This is a genomic window from Paenibacillus jepli, assembly GCF_047238105.1.
GTDB lineage: Bacteria > Bacillota > Bacilli > Paenibacillales > Paenibacillaceae > Paenibacillus_D.
On the sequence record NZ_JBDFMD010000001.1, the window covers coordinates 2,999,876 to 3,021,305 of the forward strand.

General features: G+C 59.2%; 18 protein-coding genes. 6 read left to right on the forward strand and 12 right to left on the reverse strand.

Annotation, left to right across the window (positions count from 1 at the left end; all coding sequences use genetic code 11):
- Positions 1-54 precede the first annotated feature (54 nt).
- The 5 genes from ABC336_RS13250 to ABC336_RS13270 all read right to left on the reverse strand — a co-directional run bounded on the left by ABC336_RS13250 (position 55) and on the right by ABC336_RS13270 (position 4,917).
- The gene (locus tag ABC336_RS13250) at positions 55-1,530 is read right to left on the reverse strand and encodes a sulfatase-like hydrolase/transferase (RefSeq protein WP_413239084.1); all 1,476 of its coding nucleotides are present in this window, start codon (positions 1,528-1,530) and stop codon (positions 55-57) included.
- Positions 1,531-1,533: 3 nt separating this feature from the next.
- On the reverse strand, positions 1,534-2,562 hold the full coding sequence (locus ABC336_RS13255; RefSeq protein ID WP_413239085.1) for a zinc-dependent alcohol dehydrogenase: 1,029 nt from the start codon (positions 2,560-2,562) through the stop codon (positions 1,534-1,536).
- A gap of 113 nt (positions 2,563-2,675) precedes the next feature.
- Complete coding sequence (hflX, locus tag ABC336_RS13260; RefSeq protein WP_413239086.1) at positions 2,676-3,959, reverse strand: GTPase HflX; 1,284 nt, start codon at positions 3,957-3,959, stop codon at positions 2,676-2,678.
- A gap of 428 nt (positions 3,960-4,387) precedes the next feature.
- Positions 4,388-4,633, reverse strand: a complete 246-nt coding sequence (locus ABC336_RS13265) for a helix-turn-helix domain-containing protein (protein WP_413239087.1) — start codon at positions 4,631-4,633, stop codon at positions 4,388-4,390.
- Positions 4,579-4,917, reverse strand: coding sequence for a sigma-70 RNA polymerase sigma factor region 4 domain-containing protein (locus ABC336_RS13270; RefSeq protein ID WP_413239088.1), 339 nt, complete (start codon positions 4,915-4,917; stop codon positions 4,579-4,581). The genes ABC336_RS13265 and ABC336_RS13270 overlap by 55 nt, the downstream gene beginning before the upstream one ends.
- Before the next feature lie 233 nt (positions 4,918-5,150).
- Here ABC336_RS13270 and ABC336_RS13275 point away from each other — a divergent pair, with 233 nt between their 5' ends.
- Positions 5,151-6,857: a DUF4127 family protein gene (locus tag ABC336_RS13275; RefSeq protein ID WP_413239089.1), complete on the forward strand. Its 1,707-nt coding sequence runs from the start codon at positions 5,151-5,153 to the stop codon at positions 6,855-6,857.
- Positions 6,858-6,921: 64 nt separating this feature from the next.
- A complete protein-coding gene (locus ABC336_RS13280; protein ID WP_413239090.1) occupies positions 6,922-7,233 on the forward strand; it encodes a Dabb family protein in 312 nt (103 codons plus the stop codon).
- A 199-nt stretch (positions 7,234-7,432) separates the two neighbouring features.
- On the opposite strand, the gene ABC336_RS13285 is transcribed toward ABC336_RS13280, so the two are convergent.
- Positions 7,433-9,364 carry an ABC transporter ATP-binding protein gene (locus ABC336_RS13285; RefSeq protein WP_413239091.1) on the reverse strand — a complete coding sequence of 644 codons (1,932 nt, stop codon included), beginning with the start codon at positions 9,362-9,364 and terminating at the stop codon, positions 7,433-7,435.
- Positions 9,361-11,148 carry an ABC transporter ATP-binding protein gene (locus tag ABC336_RS13290; protein ID WP_413239092.1) on the reverse strand — a complete coding sequence of 596 codons (1,788 nt, stop codon included), beginning with the start codon at positions 11,146-11,148 and terminating at the stop codon, positions 9,361-9,363. The genes ABC336_RS13285 and ABC336_RS13290 overlap by 4 nt, the downstream gene beginning before the upstream one ends.
- 192 nt (positions 11,149-11,340) lie before the next feature.
- Between ABC336_RS13290 and ABC336_RS13295 the strand changes: the two genes are divergently transcribed.
- Complete coding sequence (locus tag ABC336_RS13295) at positions 11,341-12,306, forward strand: mechanosensitive ion channel family protein (protein ID WP_413239093.1); 966 nt, start codon at positions 11,341-11,343, stop codon at positions 12,304-12,306.
- Positions 12,307-12,399: 93 nt separating this feature from the next.
- A complete protein-coding gene (locus ABC336_RS13300; protein ID WP_413239094.1) occupies positions 12,400-13,236 on the forward strand; it encodes a hypothetical protein in 837 nt (278 codons plus the stop codon).
- A 396-nt stretch (positions 13,237-13,632) separates the two neighbouring features.
- Here the strand turns inward: ABC336_RS13300 and ABC336_RS13305 are convergent, their stop codons facing one another.
- The gene (locus ABC336_RS13305) at positions 13,633-15,150 is read right to left on the reverse strand and encodes an MDR family MFS transporter (RefSeq protein WP_413239095.1); all 1,518 of its coding nucleotides are present in this window, start codon (positions 15,148-15,150) and stop codon (positions 13,633-13,635) included.
- Positions 15,140-15,631: a MarR family winged helix-turn-helix transcriptional regulator gene (locus tag ABC336_RS13310; RefSeq protein ID WP_413239096.1), complete on the reverse strand. Its 492-nt coding sequence runs from the start codon at positions 15,629-15,631 to the stop codon at positions 15,140-15,142. The genes ABC336_RS13305 and ABC336_RS13310 overlap by 11 nt, the downstream gene beginning before the upstream one ends.
- A 144-nt stretch (positions 15,632-15,775) precedes the next feature.
- Between ABC336_RS13310 and ABC336_RS13315 the strand changes: the two genes are divergently transcribed.
- Both ABC336_RS13315 and ABC336_RS13320 read left to right on the forward strand, forming a co-directional pair.
- The gene (locus tag ABC336_RS13315) at positions 15,776-16,636 is read left to right on the forward strand and encodes an AraC family transcriptional regulator (protein ID WP_413239097.1); all 861 of its coding nucleotides are present in this window, start codon (positions 15,776-15,778) and stop codon (positions 16,634-16,636) included.
- 77 nt (positions 16,637-16,713) lie between these two features.
- Entirely contained in the window at positions 16,714-17,745 is a 1,032-nt protein-coding gene (locus tag ABC336_RS13320) for a dienelactone hydrolase family protein (RefSeq protein ID WP_413239098.1), read from the forward strand.
- A gap of 181 nt (positions 17,746-17,926) precedes the next feature.
- Here ABC336_RS13320 and ABC336_RS13325 read toward each other — a convergent pair whose 3' ends face one another.
- The 3 genes from ABC336_RS13325 to ABC336_RS13335 form a co-directional block, all read right to left on the reverse strand.
- Positions 17,927-18,346, reverse strand: coding sequence for a VOC family protein (locus tag ABC336_RS13325; RefSeq protein WP_413239099.1), 420 nt, complete (start codon positions 18,344-18,346; stop codon positions 17,927-17,929).
- A gap of 213 nt (positions 18,347-18,559) precedes the next feature.
- Positions 18,560-19,348 carry a VLRF1 family aeRF1-type release factor gene (locus ABC336_RS13330; protein ID WP_413239100.1) on the reverse strand — a complete coding sequence of 263 codons (789 nt, stop codon included), beginning with the start codon at positions 19,346-19,348 and terminating at the stop codon, positions 18,560-18,562.
- Between the two features lie 125 nt (positions 19,349-19,473).
- Positions 19,474-21,426, reverse strand: coding sequence for a hypothetical protein (locus ABC336_RS13335; RefSeq protein WP_413239101.1), 1,953 nt, complete (start codon positions 21,424-21,426; stop codon positions 19,474-19,476).
- Positions 21,427-21,430: the final 4 nt, after the last annotated feature.

The window sequence follows — 21,430 nt, forward strand, 5'->3', positions numbered from 1 at the left end:
TCCCGTGAGCGTCAACGCCTATTCGGCAAGATCCGCTTGGCCGCCTGCAGATGCTTATGGAGTTACCGAATCCAGACCCGTGCCGTCCCCGGCAAACGAAGCGTAGCGGCGCACAAAGGCGCTGTACGCATCATCCGGCAAGCTGAGCAGATCGCCCGTGCTGCGCATATGCGCGCGGAGCGCCGTCAGCAGGCGCTCCGCCTCTTGCTCCATGTCCGGGTCAAAGATCAGATTGCGCTTCTCCTGTGGATCTTCCCCCACGGCATAGAGCTCGAGATACAGCTCATCTTTGAACAGATCGACGATCAATTTGTAGGACTCGTTGACCACACACCGTCCAAAATTACCGCGCGCCCCATTGCCGTCGTACTGTATAAAGATGTTTTGTGACGGGGACGTTTCTCCCCGAATGAGGGGCATGAGCGAGCTGCCGGACAGGCCTGCTGGCGCTTCCAGCTCCAGGGCTTCGCAAAGCGTCGGAAATACGTCAATGCTGCTGACAGGCGCAGTGATGTGATGCGGATCAATCTCCATGGAGCTAGGGAATTTTAGACTGAGCGGGATCCGCACCGACTCCTCGTACATGCACATCTTCTGCCATAGGCAGTGGGATCCGAGCATCTCGCCATGATCGCTGGTGAACAGGATCATCGTCTCCTCATATATGCCCTGGCGCTTCAGTTCGTCGATCAGCATGCCGACACAATCGTCAAGCAGAGAGACGAGGCCAAGATAGACAGGCCATATCTTGGCCCAATCCTCCCGCGTGTACCGCGTGCCGACCGCGCCAGTCAAGTTATACAGCTGCAGGGGCGATTGATGCTCCGACCACACGCCGACATTATCGGGCAGCTCGCATGCGCTTACCCTGGAGTACCACGGCTCCGGGACGTCCAGCGGCGGGTGCGGCGCGAGGAACATCGCCTGCAGCAGAAATGGCTTGCTCGGATCCCGCTCCCGCAGCGCCCGCATGCTGCAGTCTGCAATATAGCCGTCGAAGAAATACGGGAAGCCCTCTTCATACACGCCGGTCATCGGGATCGAATATTTCTTGGCGCGCGTCGTATGACCGAAGGCCATCTCCGGGACGATGCCTTTGAAGCGCTCCCCGCCCGGCTTGCGCTTGCCCGCCTGCTTCAGGTATGCCTCATAGCTGCCTTCCATGGACAGCCACTTCGTGCGGGCGTCCGGCATCTTGTCCGGCGCGTCTTCATGGAGAAAATGCTGCTTGCCGGTATGCCAGCTGTCCCATTCCTCCTCCATGCGTCCGTAGAGATGTGCGGTTCCGCTCCGCACATAACCGTGGTTGCGCTCCTGCGCCTCCCACGGATTAATCAGGCAGCCGGTTTCATTGGGATATCTCCCGGTGAAGAACGCGCCTCTGGCTGGTACGCATAAAGGCGAGGCGCAGTAGGCCCGATCGAACACTACACTTTCCTGAAGCAGGCTGGCTATATGGGGCGTATGAGGGCCGATCGCGTCGTAGCGCAGCTGATCCGCCATAATAATGATGACATGCGGTTTACTCAAGCGCTACACCTCGCAGTCGATCATGACATGAATCGTGCTTCCCGAATGCTCATTGCGCAGACCAAAGGCGCGGTCCACCTCGGAGAGCGGCACGACATGCGTGATCATTTCCTTCGTATTGACCAGCCCGTCCATGACCAGCCGCAGGCCCTCATCGAAGAAACGCCGGTTGTCGATATCCCGCTTGGGCTCCGTCGAGAAGATATCCAGCCGCTTCTTGTGCACCTTGAAGAAATCAACCGGCTCATGACATGTGCCTATACAGCCGTACATGACGATCCGCCCGTTCTGTGCTGCGGCATCGATCGCGTCGACCATCCCCGCTCCCTCCAGCAGACAGGGGATTACGACATCAAAGCCATCCGGGAAATCCTCTCTGACCTGATCCATCGTCCGTGCATGGGGGTCCGGCAGCTTGTACGTGTGCGTGGCGCCATACTTGCGGGCCAGTGCCAGCTTCTCGTCGAATAAATCGGTAACGACCAGGTTGCGCGGGCTGAAGAGGCTGATCACCTGGGTCATCACCAGTCCGCTGACCCCCTGCCCGGTGATGAGCACGTTCTTGTTGGGAGCAATCTCCGCCAGCTCTGCCGCATGAAGGATGCCTGGCAGCACCTCGATCAGGGAGCCCTCGATCAGCGGCAGCTCCTTCGGGAGCACCTTCAGAGAGAAGGGCGTGCAGCACACATATTCGGCAAACGCCCCCCAGACATACCGCAGCGCGACATGGTCGCCTGCCTTGACTCCGATTACTCCGCTGCCTACCTTGTCGATCACGCCCGCCACCTCATGCCCGAGCCGTGTCGGATAGCTGATGAACTCCGGCGAACGCGCCCCTCTATATACCTCGACATCACTGCCGCATATACCGACCCACTTGATCCGGACCCGGACCTCATCCGCCTTCGGCTCGGGGATGAGCGCCCGCGCGACCTCGATATGACCGATCGTGTTCAGCACTGCGCACAGCTGCGTATCCGGGCCCTCGCGATCCACCAGCTCCATGGGCGGGACTGACATTTTTCTGACCATAGTCTCACACTCTTTTCATAGGGATTGATCTGAGTGTAGGCCATCGAGGGTACGGATACAATGGCGTAAAGAAAGCGCTTTTTAACCAATCTTATGATCATTGGCAAGCCATACTAGTCTTGATGGGCAGCATCATGTACAGCAAAGCGCTCCCGGTAACGCACATAGTCCGCAGCTGAGCACGACAGCTTCAGGCGCGTACCCTCGGGTTCATACCGGGTCTCATGGACCAGCGCATGCTCATTAAAATAGGAGACAAGACTGCCTTCCTCGAAGGGAATCGTAATCTCGCAGGCCATATACGGCTCCAGCACCCGCTCGCGGATCATCTGGACCAGCTCCCGGATCCCCTTGCCTGCTCTGGCGGACAGATAGAGGATATCGTCCTCGATCAGCGGGTAGTCCGTACCGGTCTGGTCGGCCTTGTTGTACGCATAGACGACCGGGATGTGATCCGCCCCCAGCTCGCGCAGAGTCTCCTTGGTCACGTCGATCTGCTGCTCATGCTCGGGGTTGGCGCAATCGACGACGTGGATCAGCAGATCGGCCTCGGTCAGCTCTTCCAGGGTCGAACGGAACGCTTTGACCAGATGATGAGGCAGCCTGCTGACGAAGCCGACCGTGTCCGTGACCAGGAAGTGCTGGCGGTCCGGCAGCTCGATCCGCCTGACCGACGTCTCGAGTGTGGCGAACAGCATATCCTTGGCCATCACCTGCTTCTCGGATGCCGGTTCATACTCGCTCAGGAGCGCGTTGAGCAGGCTGGACTTGCCAGCATTGGTGTAGCCTACGAGGGCGACTACGGGAACACCGCGCTTCTGCCGCTGCTTGCGCTGGACCTGACGCCGGTGCACGAGCTTCTCCAGCTCGCTCTGCATGCTGTCGATCTGCGTCAGGATCTTGCGGCGGTCCAGCTCCAGCTTGGTCTCCCCGGATCCCCGGTTGATCAGTCCGTTGCCGCCGCCCTGGCGCCCGAGCGAGTCGCGCATCCCGGCCAGCCGCGGCAGCCGGTACTGCAGCTCGGCGATCCGCACCTGCAGCTGGGCCTCCCGTGTACGGGCGCGCAGGGCGAACAGCTCCAGGATGAGCATCGTCCGATCCAGCACCCGGCAGTCCAGCTCCGCCTCCAGCGTCCGGATCTGGGAAGGCGTCAGCTCATCATTGGCAATCACTGTCCCCTCATCTCCTGCAGCTGTCAGCGCCGCAGCGACTTCCTGGAGTTTGCCTGCCCCCAGGTAGTGCGTCCGGTGCGGGCGTTCTAGCTTTTGCGTCCACACCTCGGCAATCTCGATATGACAGGCCTCCGCGAGACCTCGCAGCTCTTCGATCTCACTTGCAAAGCCTGGTCGTTCCGGCAGTTCGACAGCCAGTATAAATGCTTGTATTCGTTCTCTCATCGATCATCATCCTCTCAGAAAATAAATAAAAACACAGGCGATCGCCTGTGCTTGGAGGACAATGGATATTAGGTAACGGCTGCCGCACGAAAATCACGGAGATTCCCCGCGCTGTGCACAACATCACCTCTAAGCGCATAGGTGCGTAGAGGATGACGAAGCTGGCACAAACGGGTCGATAGCCAGATGACCTATGCGGTTACGTGTCCCCGGCTGTAAGAGCGTGCCTGCGATCAGTCGGATGACTGAATCGTCTTGGCTTCCCCCACACCGGAAATGGACAGACCTATCCTGAGTCCTCTGCACACAGGCAGAGCCTTGGGCACACATTACAGCGCTGCGCTCAAAGATCTCATGCGGATGAAGTCTATCACACGTAACCCTCCGTTCATGTAAAGTGATGTTAGTCTACCACAGCTTCCGCAAACTTACAACTGGTCTGGGCGCCGATACTGGTCTGGACGCTGGTCCCGGAGCCACTCCAGCACCGCCAGCCTCATGCTCTGCATCGCGTCCTCGCGGGGCATGCCGATCCAGGTACAGTACTGGCGCATGAACGGCTCGAAATGCTGCAGGATGACAAGCACTGCCTCCTGGTCGCCGGCAGCGGCTCTGTTCCTTAGGTCAGCGAATTCATCTTCTGTGAGAGCTGTTTCAGCATGTTCCGCTTCCATTTGTTCACCGCCTGCTGTGACATATTCATCTCCAGGGCCAGCTGCTTCTCGGTGCGGTCCCTGAAGTATAAACCCATGATGACCTCTCTGCCGGCAGCTCCGGGCAATCCGGCTACCAGTTCCTCCAGTTCAAGTCTCGTCACCGTCTCTTCCTCCATCCGGTATGCCGGCTGCTTCATTTCTTCATAGAAACTGTACTCTCTGCCGGTACGCCGCCTCTCCTGGTACTGCAGCCGCCAAGCCAGCCGCTTCAACCCGGTCGCGTAGTCGTTCGGCGTATGCACAGCACACACTCCTTTCCTGTTCGTCCCCAAATAAGGGAACAAGTGTTCTGTTTTGAGTCATTATAGCACGAACAGACAATGACAAGCAAAGCCCCATTAGTCCCATGCATGGCAAAAAAATATTCTCTGCGGTTGTAAAAAGCCGCGTTGGTTTACCTAGTAAGTGAAAGCCAAATGAACCCATGCTTACGAAGCGAGTTTTGCTTCGCAAAACTTTTGAGGAGGAATAAATAATGAAAAAAGTATTGTATGTGCCGCTGGACGACCGCCCCGCCAACCTTGCCGATGTGATCGCGCTCGGCCGCACCGCCGGTCTCGACGTCATCGTGCCGCCGGCTGAAGATACCGCCAACGAGTTGGACACCCGGGTCTATACGGAAGGCACACTGGTCACTGGCACCAGCGACCCGATATACGGCAAGCCCGACAAGATCCGCCGTTTCATCCAGATGCACGCCGCGCGTGTGGACGGCTTTGTAATCTCCATCGACATGCTCGTCTACGGCGGTCTGATCGGAAGCCGCAACCTGCAGGAGGAAGAAACCGACCACGGCCGCGAGACGCGTCATCTGCTGGATGTGATCCGACGGATCAAGCGCGCCCATCCCGGCAAGCCCGTCTTCGTGCATGATACGATCATGCGGCTGGCGACGACGACCTTTGCGGGCGGCCTGACCTTCGAAGCCTATGAGGAATCGCGGCAGCTGATGAGCCAGCCGCGCCAGCCCGCCTCAGCGTTCGAGGAGATCCTGGCAGGGTACGACTTGCGCCCGGACGGGACGACGTTCGGAGAGACAGTGCATTTCGACAAGGAGGCGTATTACCGGACCCGCCGTCATAAGCTGCGGACGACAAGGTATGTACTGGAGGAGCTGGCCGCGCAGGGCGACATCGACTTCCTGGCGGTCGGCGTCGACGACGCCTACACCGAGGGTGCCCAGGCCAACGAGATCGCCTGGGCCCACGGACGGATCGATGCTTGTCTGGGTGGGCAGGAGGGGCAGAATCCCGAGCGCGCCATCATCCTGCCCGATGCGGATGGGCTCGGCCATTCGCTGATGGCACGGATGGCCGCGCGGCTGCTGGGCGGCGATAACCGCACCTCTTACAGCGTAACTTACTATGGACCGCATGGCTCCGAGCTGATCAATCCGTACGAGTATATGAGCGTACACGACAACCTGCTTCGGCATGTCGATATGATCGGCGGCCGGACTGCGGGGGAGGGTGAAGCCCCAGATATCGACGTCATCGCCATCACTGCCGTGGACCAGACCGCTGCCGCAGTGGAGCGACTGGAGGCTAACGGAGCGGCGCAGCAAGCGACGGTGGTTATCGATTTTACCGGCTTCGTCGCGCATCCGGAGGTGACAGCCGCCCTGCTCGCCAATCCGTGGACCGGACGACTGCTCGGCTACAGCGCCTGGAATACCGCCGGCAACAAGATCGGCATCGCGCTAGGTATGGGAGAGGCGCGGTACGCCGGTCTGACAGGGTTAAGCAGCCAAGCGGCGCTTGATGCTGCTGTAGACGCCCACGGTTCCTTGCTGTTCAAGCGTTTCCTGAAGGACTATTATTACAAAGCCGTCGCGATCGCCGAGATCCGCCAGATGTCCCGCAGCCGCACGCCTTATACCAATGTGACGGCCGATCAGCATATGCGGCTGTTCAATACCGAGGCCGACTATGAAGCGCTCACCGTCCTGCTCCGCGAGCTGATGCAGGAGCATACGGATACGCTGCGCGGGCAGACGGCGTTCCTGGCCGGCGGCGAAGACCCGGCCCGTAATATCCGGCAGATCTGCGGAGACCGCTGGTTCCTCTCTGCATACGCAGACGCGGTACTCCCCGTTGACAATCCGGCGTTCACCTGGGGCCGGGCGTTCGAGATTGATCTGGACCCGGTCGTCACGCTCGCCGCATGTCCGAGTGACGCATAAGGTTGAGGGATGACAGGCTCTCTCCAGTTCTATACAATAGTGCTGAGCAACACTAACGTTAAGAATGGAGGAGAGAACTATCGCTATCCAACACATGGTCATCTTTTGTCTGAAGCACGCCAAGGGCTCCGCAGAGGAGACTGCCTTTCTGAACGACGGTCAGTCCATCCTGACCTCGATCCCGGTCGTCCGGAACTTCAAGGTCTTCGACCAGGTCAGCCCGAAGAACGACTACGATTACGGGTTCTCCATGGAGTTCGCCACCCAGGAGGACTACGATGCCTATAACGCCCACCCGCAGCACACGGCGTTCGTCCAGGAACGCTGGCTCACCGAGGTGGAGCGCTTCCTGGAGATCGACTTTCAACAGCGCTAGCAGTCTCGGGTGAGCGCGGCGCATGCGCAAGAAACCGTCAGGCGGGGCCTGACGGTTTTTGTGCTTGTTTATGAGATTATGCAACACCTTACATTATGAATAAGCTAGCGCCGGGGTAGCATGGTATGCTGCGTACGGACGACCAAGGAGCTGGCAGCGCACTTCTTCCTCTATTCGCCCGCTCCGATCTCTATTCATATCAATCTCCACTCTCGCCGGCATCCCCCTGCCAGATCTGGCGGAACAGCGCGCTCTCCCGCAGGAGCGTCTCCGCTGTGCCCTGCGCTTCGATGACGCCATCCTTCATAACGATGATCTGGCTGGCATGGGCGAGCGCAACCCGGCGGTGGGAGACGACGAGGCACGTCGCACCCTGCCGTTCCGTGAAGAGCCGCTCCCACAGCTGCCGCTCCGTCTCGACATCCAGCGCGCTAGAGACATCGTCGAAGACGTACAGCTCAGCCGGCCGGGCGAGCATCCGTGCCGCTGCCGTACGCTGCGCCTGGCCACCGGAGAGCTTGACGCCGCGCGGCCCGATCGTCGTCTGCAGCCCGTGCTCCAGCTGATCGATATCCCGCTCCAGCACGGCCGTATGGATCGCCTGCCGGAGATTGCCGCCCCGCTCCTGCTCGCCCAGCATAATATTGTTCAGCAGCGTATCGCTGTAAAGCCGCGGCACCTGCGAGGCATAGGCGCTGCGCGGCGGCATGAAGAAGCTGCCGGGATCCTCGACCCGGGTCCCGTTCCAGCGGATCTCCCCCGCGTCCAGCGGCAGCAGTCCGAGCACCGCCCGCACCAGCGTCGTCTTGCCCGCGCCGACCATGCCGGTGACGACGGTGAAGGACCCGCGTTCCAGCTCCAGGCTGACGCCTGCGATCCCCCGGCCCGTCTCCGGGTAGCTGTAGCTCAGCCCCGTCGCCGTCAGACGCTCCAATCGTCCCGCACCGCTTCCCTCCTGCAGCTGACCGCTTCCCGCGAGCTCTGGCCCCTGTCCTCCCAAGATGCGACCGGCGGCGTACACATCCTGCTCCTTCTGCTCGACAGTGAGGTCGTTGCCTGTCTTCCGCTGCCCGGCCGGCACTTGACGTACCGCTTCGGCCGGCACGGCGCCGCTCCCCTGCGGCGGCTGTGCTTCCCGCTTGCCTAGGTACAACGGCTTGAACTGGGTGAGCACCTTGGCCGAAGCGCCTTGCAGCAGCGCGGCGAGCCGCCGGAGGGCCACTTCCATCTGCTTGAAGTACGTGAGGAATTTGCCTACATTGGTAATGAAGTGTGTCACGAAGTTAAGATAATAGACGAACAGGGCAAAGTCCCCGATCGTAAAGCTGCCGTCCCGCATCTTGTAGCCGGCGAGCAGCAGGATCAGGCCGGTACCCAGATGCACGGTGTTGGAGAAGACGGAATCCAGCGACTCGGTCATCAGCCGATCCTTGAGCATCGTCTTGCGGCGCTTGTCGCTCAGCTGCCTGAACCGCTCGACGACCCGCTGCTCGGCGCCGGCGACCTGGATCGCCTGCACATTGCCGAACATCTCGCTGATCGCTCCGGTCACCTGCGCGGTGGCTTCCCGGCTCGCCGCCCGGTAGCGCTGCAGCCTTGATGTAGCCAGCTGGGCGACGGTGACGACGACGACGAGCGGCAGGAACACCAGCAGCGTCATCTGGGCATCGATCCGCAGCAGGATATAGGCAGAGACGGCTGCAAATACCAGCATGCCGATGACATCCACCGACCAGCTCACAGCCTCCTCGGTCTGATCGACATCGTCGCGGAAGTGACTGATCGCCTCGCCGGGGGAGACCGGGATCGCCCGCGCTCCCGGCTCCTTGAGGATATGCTCCAGCACATTGCGGCGCAGCAGCATGCCCATCCGGAACCGGTAATGCACATCCGTGATGAAGCCGAGGACGATCAGTGTCACCCGTACCAGGGCGGCCCCTACCAGCAGGACGATCAATCCCCAGATACCGAATCCAAGCGCAGTGCTGTCTTCCAGCACATCGAAGAACTGCTTGGTGAGCAGGCCAGGCACGATCGGCGCCAGCGCGATCAGCGTCCACATCACCGCATTGACCGAGTAACGAACGGGTTCATAACGGATCAACCGCCACATAAAGGTCGATGTCTTCATGCCAGCACCTCCTCCATCCCCGTGGCCAGCATCCTGCTGAACCGGGAGTCTGCATCTGCTGCGAGCGCGCGCCGCGCGCCGGTCTCGAGCAGCCGGCCGTCCTCGATGATGAGGATGCGGTCAGCGCGGTGCACAGTCTGGAGGCGGTGGGCGATCATGATGCACGTACGCTCCTCCAGCAGGCGGCTCACCGCGCGTTCGATATAGTGCTCGGTGTAGGGATCGAGCCGCGAGGACGCCTCATCGAGGATGACGAGGCCAGGCTCGGTCAGGAACACCCGGGCGAACGCCAGCAGCTGCGCTTCACCCGCCGAGAGGCTGCCGCCGCCGGAATCCAGCGGCGTATCGAGCCCCGCCGGCATCGAGTCGTACCAGCGGCCCAGTCCCAGCTCCCGAAGCACCTCTACCATCTGTTCATCCGGGATGGAGCGGTCGTAGAAGGTCAGATTGTCCCGCACATTGCCCTGGACGATCTCGATATTCTGCGTCACCAGCGCCACCTTCTTGCGCAGCTCGCTCAGCTTGCACTGGCGGATATCGACGCCGCCCAGCCGGATCTCCCCCTCCTGGGGATCGTAGAACCGCATCAGCAGTCGGGCGATCGTCGACTTGCCGCTGCCCGTCCTCCCAAGCAGACCGAGCACTTCACCCTTCTCCAGCCGGAAGCTGAGCTGCTCCAGTGTACGCTTGTCCTCCTCGTAGCTGAAACCGACCTCGCGGAACTCCAGCGACAACGGGCCCTCGGGCAGCCGCATCCCCGGTCCGTCTATGATCCGCGGCTTCGTCTCGAACAGCTCGCGGATGCGTATGATGCTGGCATCCGCCTTCTGCAGATCCTCGAATTGGGTCCGGATCTTCTCGATCGGCTTGGCCAGCAGCTCGGTATAGTGGAAGATCAGATAGACGGTGCCGATCGAGATCGAGCCGCCGGTGAACAGATAAGCGCTGATTCCGAACGCCATCGCATTGCCGAGCGCAAAGACGATAATCGTCGTGCACCACATCGCGGCGAAGCCCAAAAACGCCCGCACCCGGATCGGCAGCATCCGGCGGATCAGACGGAAGAACCGGGTCATGACGAAGCCTGCCGCCCCGTTGGCGCGGATATCCTCCGTCCCTTCCAGCTGCTCGCCCAGGAAGCCGTACATCTCCGCATTGACCTCCCGCCATTGCTTCCAGACCGGTACCGCGAACTTGCGGATCCACTGGATCAGATAAAGCGCCCCGGCGACAAATACCGTCATGCCCAGGCCGATCAGCCAGTTTTCCCTAAATAGCAGCACGATGATGCCGATCATCAGCAGCAGGTTGCCGGCAAGATGAATGATGAAACTGGAGAAAAAGTTCGCAAGCGCATTCACATCGCCGTCCACCCGCTCGATAATCGACCCTGACGTATGCTTCTTGTGGAAGGACATATCCAGACTAAGGCAGTGCGAGGCCAGGTCGCTGCGCATCGTGTTGGTCGTCCGCCAGCCGACATTCTCGCTGACATAGGTCGCGATCACCGAGATGATCTGGTTAAACAGCGAGAACCCGATGAACACCAACGCCGCATAGATCAGCTGTTCCATCGGACCGCTGCCCTGCGCGTGATCGATAAAATACCGGATGATCTGCGGATTGACCAATTGCAGTGCGATCGAGGTGAGGAGCAGCGCGGCAAGCCCGATCAGCGTCCGCCGCTGGGGCAGCAGATAGCGGTGCAACAGGTCGTAATATTGTCTAAGCGAGGTTTGCAGTCGCGGCTTCTTACGCACGTGTCTTCCCTTCTTTCCAATCATGTAGCCGCTAACGGGCGGTCTTCCTATTTTAATCGATGTCCGCCGCTCGCGCCATGCCTCAACTATAAGCCAAACCGACCATTTTTGTTGGCTATTCGTAGGAAATGTCGGTTCAAAAGGTGCCCCGTCCAGCGAACTTTGTTAGAATGGGGGGATACGCTCGCAGAGCACTATATAAAAAAGGAGGCTCCTATGGAACTACCCATCACTCCCCCTCCATCGGGCAACGAAGAGGAAAGTCCGCCCGGGTTGGATGACGAAATCGTCAACCAGTTTTTCAGTCTCGATTTTTTGAACTGGGATTTCTGGGTCGATGCCGGCCAATTCCTGGCCAGCCGCTCCATCGTGATCCTGATAATCATCGCTCTGACCTGGGTGGCCTTGAAGCTGCGCCGCGCCGTCATCCTGCGCGTGTTCCGGCTCGCCAAGCTGCCGCCCAAGCAGCGGGACACCCTTGAATCGCTGCTGCTCTCCTTCAGCCGCTATGTGCTGTTCATCATCGCTATCTTGATGGTGCTCAGCAACCTGAGTATCCAGGTCGGCCCGATCATCGCCAGTGCCGGGGTACTGGGCCTGGCTATCGGCTTCGGAGCGCAGACGCTGGTCAAAGACTTCATCACCGGGTTCTTCATCATCTTCGAGGACCAGTTCTCCGTAGGCGATTATGTCTCCATCAATAATGGAGAAATCAATGGCACGGTCGTCGATGTCGGCCTGCGCGCGACCAAGATCCGTACCTGGGCGCAGCATGTGGTCGTCATTCAGAACTCTGCCATCTATCTCAGTCAGAACTTCAACCGCGAGCGGATGCGGGCGATCGTCAACGTCACTGTGCCCTACGAGGCCGATCATGCCGAGATCGAAAAAGCCGTGCGTGCCGTCTCCGAGCAAATGGTCGGCGAGATGCCCCATATCTTCATGCTGGATGACAAAGGCAAGGTCATCGAACCGCCGATGCTGTATGGCATCACCGACGTCGAGAACAATGCGCTCGGCGCCAAATATGCTGTGACCTGTCTGGTCAAGGATGACCACTACTGGACGGCCTGCAATGTCATGCGCAAGCTGCTGCTGGATGAGCTGCGCCATCACGGTGTCAACATCGCCTACCCGCGCCGCATCGAGCGTATGGAAAGCCGCGATGTACCGATGGGTTAAGCTCCTGCTGACAGCCACGCTTTATTTAAGAGAAAAACGCCTGGCGCGTCCTTAAAGGACTGGAAGTAACTTTGCTCTCCTGAATGCAAGCTTATGGGAAGGGGCGTTGCAGCTCAGCGGGCCGCCGGTTCCGGCGCTCTAAGGAACAAAAAGTGCGTTGCAGCTCAGCGGGCCGCCGGTTCCGGCGCTCTAAGGAACAAAAAGTGCGTTGCAGCTCAGCGGGCCGCCGGTTTCGGCGCTCTAAGGAACAAAAAGTGCGTTGCAGCTCAGCGGGCCGCCGGTTCCGGCGCTCTAAGGAACAAAAAGTGCGTTGCAGCTCAGTGGGCCGCCGGTTCCGGCGCTCTAAGGAACAAAAAGTGCGTTGCAGCTCAGTGGGCCGCCGGTTTCGGCGCTCTAAGGAACAAAAAGTGCGTTGCAGCTCAGTGGGCCGCCGGTTCCGGCGCTCTAAGGAACAAAAAGTGCGTTGCAGCTCAGCGGGCCGCCGGTTCCGGCGCTCTAAGGAACAAAAAGTGCGTTGCAGCTCAGCGGGCCGCCGGTTTCGGCGCTCTAAGGAACAAAAAGTGCGTTGCAGCTCAGCGGGCCGCCGGTTCCGGCGCTCTAAGGAACAAAAAGTGCGTTGCAGCTCAGTGGGCCGCCGGTTCCGGCGCTCTAAGGAACAAAAAGTGCGTTGCAGCTCAGCGGGCCGCCGGTTTCGGCGCTCTAAGGAACAAAAAGTGCGTTGCAGCTCAGCGGGCCGCCGGTTCCGGCGCTCTAAGGAACAAAAAGTGCGTTGCAGCTCAGTGGGCCGCCGGTTCCGGCGCTCTAAGGAACAAAAAGTGCGTTGCAGCTCAGCGGGCCGCCGGTTCCGGCGCTCTAAGGAACAAAAAGTGCGTTGCAGCTCAGCGGGCCGCCGGTTTTCATTCCGAAAATAAAGATTATTATTCAAGGTGAAACGGCTGTCGCCGTCCTTTGGCGGCGTCGCTAGTTTCATTCCGGAGATTGGTTCGACGCTGCAAGCAATTACAACGCTTGCAGCGTCGAACCTTTATAAGCTGATATATGTGTGAAACTTATAAACTCTTATAAATCAAAAAAACCCGTACTGCTGCGCCACAACAGCGGTACGGGGTTTTTGTCGTTTAGGAAATTCTTGTGGATTAGTTGTGCTCCCGGCTGGGTTAGATGCCGCGCTCCCCAATCAGGGGTGAAAGTTGGATCCGTCCGAATGGTTGGTTTGATCCGTTGGTTCCTGCCGGCTGCCGGAGGTCGTCCCGCTAGCGGCTATTGGGTCTGCACGCCAAGGCAATCTGCGTGAGCAGGTTTTGTGCTGATCTATACGCATGAGAGCTACTCGAAGCTGGGCGACGGCCGCTCGCCCGAGAGCGGTTCGACGTTGGCCCTGCCCAGCATAAGGATCAGCAGCAGGGCGAGTGCCGCCAGGCCGATGGACCACTGGAACACATGAGCGACCGAATCGGCCAGGCCCGTCACCAGCTGCCGCTGCAGCTCTGGCGGCAGCGCTGCGCGCACCTCGCTCTGGAGCAGTGCCTGCGGATCGCTGAACTGCGCCTGCTGCGCCGGATCCTGGAGGACGCTGGCGATGTTGTCCCGATAACGGGCGACCTGGATCACGCCGAACACGGTCACGCCCAGCGCCGAGCCGATCGTCCGGAAGAAGACGATCATCGAGGTCGCCGCTCCCTTGAACTGCGGACTTACCCCGTGCAGAGTAGCAAGGTTAAAGACGACGAACGAGACGCCGATCCCCAGTCCCACGCACACCATGTATAGCGTCACTACCCAGCGCTCCGTATCGATACTGATCGTGCCGAGCAGAGCCAGGGAGATGAGCAGGATCGTCACGGAGACGAGCATGATGGTACGGTAGGTGAACTTGCCGACGAACCGTCCCCCGAGCATGCTGGATGCGACGACGCCAAGCATCATCGGGGTCAGTGTCTGACCGGCCGCGCTCGCCGAGCCGCCGTAGACGCCAGTGACGAAGATCGGGATGTAGGTCGCGCCCGCGATCATGACCGCCCCATAGAGGAAGCTGGAGAACTGACTGGCTGCGAACACCCGGTTGCGGAACAGGTGCAGCGAGATGATCGGGTTGGCCACCCGGCTCTCCACCAGCAGCAACAGCAGCAGACCTGCTGCGGAAGCGCCGAACAGACCGAGGATCTGCCAGGAATCCCAGTCAAACTGCCGGCCGCCCATCTCCAGGGCGAACATCAGGCTGAGGATCGTCGCCGTCAGCAGCACCGCGCCTGCCCAGTCAATCGTCTGCTTGCGCTTCTCGCCCACTTCGCGGAAGAAGAGGACGAGCAGCGTCACGGAGATGATGCCGATCGGCACATTGATATAAAAGATCCAACGCCAATTGATATAGTCCGTAAAATAAGCGCCGACGAGCGGCCCGAAGACGCTGGACATCCCGAACACGGCGCCGAAGAGGCCATTCACCTTGCCCCGCTTCTCCGGCGGGAAGATGTCGAAGATGACGGCAAAGCACAGCGGCATAATCGCCCCGCCGCCCAGCCCCTGCAAGGCCCGGAACAGGATAAGCTCGGTCATGCTGCCGGCCATGCCGCACAGGATCGAGCCGAGCAGGAAGATCGCCAGCCCCAGCAGGAAAAACCGCCGGCGCCCGTACATGTCGGATAGCTTGCCGAAGATCGGCGTAGCGATGACGCTGGCGATCATATAGGCCGAGAACACCCAGACGAGCTGCTCATACGCCCCGAACTCGCCGACGATCGTCGGCATCGCCGTCGAGACGATGGTCTGGTCGAGCGCCGCCATGAACAGGCCCAGCAGGAGCCCCAGTACAATCCATTTCGTATGCGCCTGATTAATGACCATGATTGTCGCGTGCCTCTTCTCTCTTTGATAATGGTATGTCGTGCTTGTCCACAAGCGTCCCTACAAGCTTGTTCATTAACCGCAGCAGCTCCTGAAGCTCGGCCGGTTCAAAATGCTCAAACGTATCCCGGTTGCGCTCGCGACTGCTGCGCAGCAGCATGTCGTACACCGCCCTGCCCTTGTCCGTAATCGAGACCCGGGTGACGCGCTTATCCGTCGCGTCCTCGGCCGTCGCCACATGACCGCCCTGCCGCAGCCTCTGGATCATGCCGGTCATATTCTGCTTGGAGACCAGCATGTTGCGAGTGAGGTCTCTGAGCGTCTGGTCCCCCTCATCATATAATGTCCGCAGAATGAACCACTGCTGCTTGCTCGTCAGGCCATAAGGAGACACCAGCTCGCGGCCCACCTTGTCCAGCAGCAGCGAGGCCCGGTAGATCTGCAGGATAATCTCCCTGCGGTCTTCGCTATATCTGTCCATGTCCTACCCCGCTCCACATTAATTAGTCAAGTTGTTGACTATCAATATAGAGCTTCATTTCGAATCTGTCAATACGCAGCCCCGGCTGCGGCTGTGCTATACTGGGACTATCCCCGCCGAAGGGCGGATCGGAGGAGCACGATAATGGTCAACGAACCCTTTACCTTTCAATTCCTGCCCCGGGCAATCAATATGGACTTGAAGCTGTACTACTGCGGAGCGGAGAACTGCCCCCCCGGTCACAGCTGGGGCCCGGGCGTCAAGGATCACTATAAAATCCATTATGTAAGCTCCGGCAAAGGCACCTTCCTCTGCGACGGCAAGGAGTATACGATCAGCCCAGGCGACGGCTTCCTGATCTGTCCCGATACGCCTTGCACCTATAAGGCCGATGGGGACGACCCCTGGTCTTACTCGTGGGTTGCCTTCAGCGGGATGCATGCGCAGACGTATCTCAAACGAGCCGGACTGTCGCGCAGCCAGCCCGTCTTCCATTGCGCCGGCGATGCCGACGTACAGATCCGCAGCTGTTTTGCGAACATGCTGGAGGCCAGCCGCTACGAGCACAGCCGCGATATGAAGCTGCTCAGCGCGCTATATGCATTTCTCGGCATCATCATCGATCACGTCGGCGCCAAGACGCCTGAAGAATATGCCGCCAATGTCAAGGAACATTATATCTACCAGGCCGTGAATTTCATCGAAACGAACTATTCCCATAGCATCAATATCGAAGACCTCGCACGCGAACTCAATCTGAACCGCAAATATATGTCCAAGCTGTTCAAAGAGATCGTCGGCGTCACGCCGCAAAATTATCTCATCCGTTACCGGATGGAGCGTGCGGCTGAGCTCATGAAGAACACAACACTATCGATCGGTGAGATCGCCCAATCGGTAGGCTACCCTGACCAGCTGCTGTTCTCGCGGATGTTCAAGAAGGTGATGGGCGCCTCGCCGCGCGACCACCGCAAGTCGGCCGTGGACGTCCTGCACGGCACTTAAACGCAAGGTATCGGGGGATGCCTTTCTTTGACGGCTGGCATCCCAAGGGCTGTTGACCAGACTAAAGGAGGCATACGATGAGAGGGATCGGCTCGGTGGAAGATTATATGAACCATTTGACGGCAACCAGCCCGAGAGCGATGGCATTTGATCCGGAAAAGCCTTGGCCAGCCTGGCAGGAGGAGCTGCGTGAGCGCTTCGCGGCGCTGCTCGGCGAGCAGCCCCAGGAAGAAGCGGCACTGGCTCCCCGGCTACTGGAGCGGCAGTCATGCGACGGCTACGTGCGGGAGCGGATCGAGCTGACGACCCGCTCCGGCGTCCGGATGGCTGTATATGTACTGACCCCGGAGCGTCCGCTGCGTACGCCCCTGCCCGCGGTCCTGGCCGTGCATGGGCACGGTTACGGCAGCCGCGAGATCGTCGGCCTCCTGCCAGACGGCAGCGAGCGCACGGGCGACCCCGGCTTGCACAAGGACTTCGGGGCCGCGCTGGCCCGGCGGGGGTTCCTGGTGGCCGCTCCCGAGCTGCTGGGCTTCGGCGACCGGCGGCTGGCTGAGGACCGCGCTGCCGAGACGGGCCGCAGCTCCTGCTTCCGACTGTCGGCGCAGCTCCTGCTGCTCGGCCAGACGATGGCCGGCTGGCGCATCCACGAGATGAAGCGGGTCGTCGATTATCTCCTCTCGCGGGATGACGTCGATGCTGGGCGGATCGGGACGATGGGCATCTCCGGCGGCGGCCTCGTCTGCGGCTTCACGGCAGCGCTCGACGAACGGCTCCGCTGCTGCGTCATCAGCGGCTATACCAGCACGTTCGAGGACAGCATCCTCTCCCGGCAGCACTGCCTGGACAACTACATACCCGGCGTCCTCCAGCTCGCGGAGATGCCCGATCTGCTCGGCCTCATCGCCCCGCGCCCGCTGTTCCTGGAGGTCGGCTGCCGCGACCAGCTCTTTCCGGCCGCTGCCGCGCGCAAGGCGCTGCACCAACTGGAGCGCATCTATGCCGCTGCTGGCGCCGAGACGCCGCCGGCCGCCGACTTCTTCGAAGGCGGCCACGAGATTCACGGCGAGCCCGCCTATGCGTGGCTGGAGAGGCAGCTGGCCCGCTAGGGCCAACGGCGAGCGCCCTAAGGAAAGAAACTTTACTTGCAGCTTCGCTCCAATGTTGATTGGACTACCATCCCGTAACTATCCCGCTTAGGGGCTGTCGGCGGCAGGCAAGCCTCCAACTAACCTGTCCCCTACGCCAAACGCCCCCACCGCGATCTGATCGGGTGGGGGCGTCTTGAGGTTACAGCGGGTTTTCTCCTGTGCTCTGGAACAGCTCGATGAGCTCGCCGTCCGGTCCCTTGAAGAAAGCGATCCGCACCGGCGTTCGCGGGTCCGGACAGATGATCAGATCCTTAGGCTCCTCCGTCACCTCGGCCCCCGCTGCCCTCGCGACTTCGATCGCCGCATCGATATCGTCCGTACGGAACGCGACGTGGAGGAACGAGCCTTCCGGCTTGGCTTCCTTGGTTCCGCCAGCGAAGATCTCCATGTAGTTGCCGTCTCCTGAATCAAGCAGGATGCCCCGCTTGTCCCCTTCGCCCCACCGGATCTTTTCTTTGAAACCGAGCGCCTCATAAAAACGAATCGAAGCTTCGAAATCAGCTACCCGGATCGCCACGTGATGGAATCCGCCGCCGCTGAGAATGCTGTTGTTCGCCACCTGTTGAACACCGCCTTCGTAAAGTAGATAAGTAGAAGTACGTACTAGCTCAGTATAAAACAACTTGCCGCAGAATGAAATGTGCTGATAATAGGCCCATCAGCTGTCCGCTGCCATACCCGCACACTCGTTATGTCATTCTCCCTCCGCCCCGCGCAAAACATCCCTCTTCCCGCCAAGCGGGAGAGGGATGCGAAGAAACGGAAAGCTGCGTTATGTGTACACTTCCTGCAGCACCTGATTGGTGGTCATGCCATTGAGGTTCTTGGAGAGGATGCGCGGCTTGTTGCCATTGAGCTCCTTGGCCAGCTCGGACGTCAGGAGGGACTCGCCCGCCAGGACGATCTCCTGCCAGCTGTTGCGCTTCTTGTGCCGCTCCAGGATCGGGCTGAGACGCTTGAGCCAGCGCTGCCGGTTGGCGCCCACCCGTTTGTCGAACAGTTCCTTATGGGAGGCGCTTGAAGCCGTGCGGCTGGTGGCGGCGACACCTTGATACTGCTTCCAGTCCTCGCTGTCGCTGTCCCACTCGTAGTTCCACTCGCGCTCAACCTCGCCCAGCATTGTGTCGACTACTGTGACGCTGTCGCTGCCGACCAGGACGATGCCTGCTGCGGGATACTGATTGAACAGTGCTTCGAGCTCCGTCAGCTCCGGCTGGCTTTGCCAGTAGAAGGCGTTCGGCGCAGGGACCTGGAGCTTCTCCAGGAACAGGACACCTTCTTCGGGGCACACGACGAGGACGATACCCCGTTTGAGATCGCCGCGGTGGTTTTCTATGGTGGACTCCAGCAATTTGTGCAGCTTGCTCAGCTGTTTCTCCTGCTCTTTGGAGCCTTCGGCTTTGGCATACTCCGTCAAGCGGTTCATGCCGTTTTTCAGGTGCAGCTTCCACGATGTTTGCTGTTTCCGTTCGGGCTCGGTATTTAAGTAGACGGTCAGAATGTTGTGCTCGGGGGAGAATGTTCGCTCTTTCAAACGCGACAAGTTTTCTTGAAATTTCATCGTTTGATCTACCTCCTTTGCCCCTACCATTACCCGGCGCCGTAAACGCTTAATCAATGATTCATGAAAACAGGACTTCCTGTCCAGCCGCTCATGCGACATAAACAGGAAGTCCCGGTTACTGATCAGCTTGGCGGCGTAAAATGAAACGGACCCAAACGTTTTCCCCACTCCTCGTAGCAGCCACCTCCGACAAGCGCCTTTTCGGCGGCCTGCTGGGGGACAAGCTCAACCTCCTGCTCCCCGGAAAGTTGGATCTTGTAGATCCCTTCCGCAAGGTCAATATTATAATGTTTCTTCACCAGACGCTTTGCATCGCAATCGTTCTCCACCACAACTAAATAATCGTAGCCGCTCAAAAGATTATTCATATTGTCCTCATAGAACAGCACGATACCATCGACGTTAGGCGCATATAAGAAATATCTTCCCACATACTGCATGTAATAGTTTGTCACTTGGCCGTCCCGGTCCGAGGCATAGAACAGATACCGGCGCTCATCCTCTACTCCTTCAGGGTACCAGCGATCTCCGGTCACCGCACGAACTTTGGCGGGCAGCGTGTCGTCGTACGTTTGAGCGATAGCCCGGATGCCGTTATACTCCGAGAGCAGCAAAGTCACAGCTACCGCCAAGCAAAAGATGATGCCTTTTTGATAGTAGCCCTTCGTAGCCACACTCTTAAACGCGCGATAAGCGGGAACTTCGCTCACTTTAAGATGAAAGGAACGCTCCACATCTACTGCAGCACACAGAACCAGCCCGCCGGCAAACAACACTACAATACTCGATGCGTACCTTTCAAAACCAGCCAGCCAAAGCGCCTCATCCAGCGGCATGGAGTACAGATACATGGCCAGGATACCCCCATAATACAGCAGGAGCACGAGATCCAGCGCCAGCAGCGCCTTCCACAGGTTCCATTTCTTCTTCAGCACCACAGCTGCATAGACGGACGCCGCGATAGCGAGCAGGTGGAAACCCACGATCCCCAGCGTCGGACGTGTCGTTAGATCTATACTGGAACTCACAAACAGATGGATGATTTCTTGCATCTGTGCCGGCGTCTTATCAATCGACATGCCTTGCAGCTCGACAGCCGAGACGTCAAATTTGTTCTCCACACCCGCGAATACCGTAGACATCCGCCAACTCCAGCCCAAGTAAGGGAGGAACGCCGCGACGATCGTCACGGTCACTGCCGACAGACTTCTCCAGTACGGCTTAAGACGGTGCATCAGTGCAGTATAAATTAAAAACATGAACCCGACACCCGCAAAAATAAGGCCCGTGCTCTTCATCACCATCAGTAACCCGGCTAGCGGGAGAACGATAAAGCAGGCTCGGCCGATCTCGTGGCGATACCGGTACACCGCTGCAAACATCGCTAGCGTGTAGATCGGGAGCAAGAAGTCCACCAACAAATTAGAAATCCGGATCGTCAGATTAAAGAACGAAAGCGATGCAAGACCCAGACCGAGAAAGGCATACAACAGAAACCGCTTCTTCTCTTGGACCACGCCAAACATCGCATAGAAACAGGAGAAGATGAGCAAGCCTTGCGCAAACACCATCACCGCCTGTGAATAGCCGGTCAAGCGACTCACAAAATAAATGAAAGCCGAAACACCGAGCGGATAGTTCTTAAAATCGATCAGCGCCGCATCAGGCGTTGGAAAAGCATCCGTACTCATCATCACCTTCAGCACAATGGCCCAATGCGAGAAGTTATCATAATGGGTCAAATGATTCTGAAACAAAGGCAGCAGAAAGACGAGGCTGCCCGCCAGGAATGTCAGCTGAAAGATTGAAAACGACAGGCGAATGGGGGGGCGGCGAAGCAGCCACAGTACCAAGCAGACCGCAGCGGCAAACAACCCGAGTCCCAATACAATAAGCGTCACCGGATAGAGCAGTCCCGCGAGTCCCCCCAAAAAAACGATGCAAGCAACAGACGAGAACACCGTGACCGGAATAAACTCCCATTGCAGTGCAAGCGTCCTTCGAACAACAAGCATGTAACCAAGGAACGAGAGGGCTAGAACGACTCCCATCGCAAGATGCAGCATAACCGACATCACT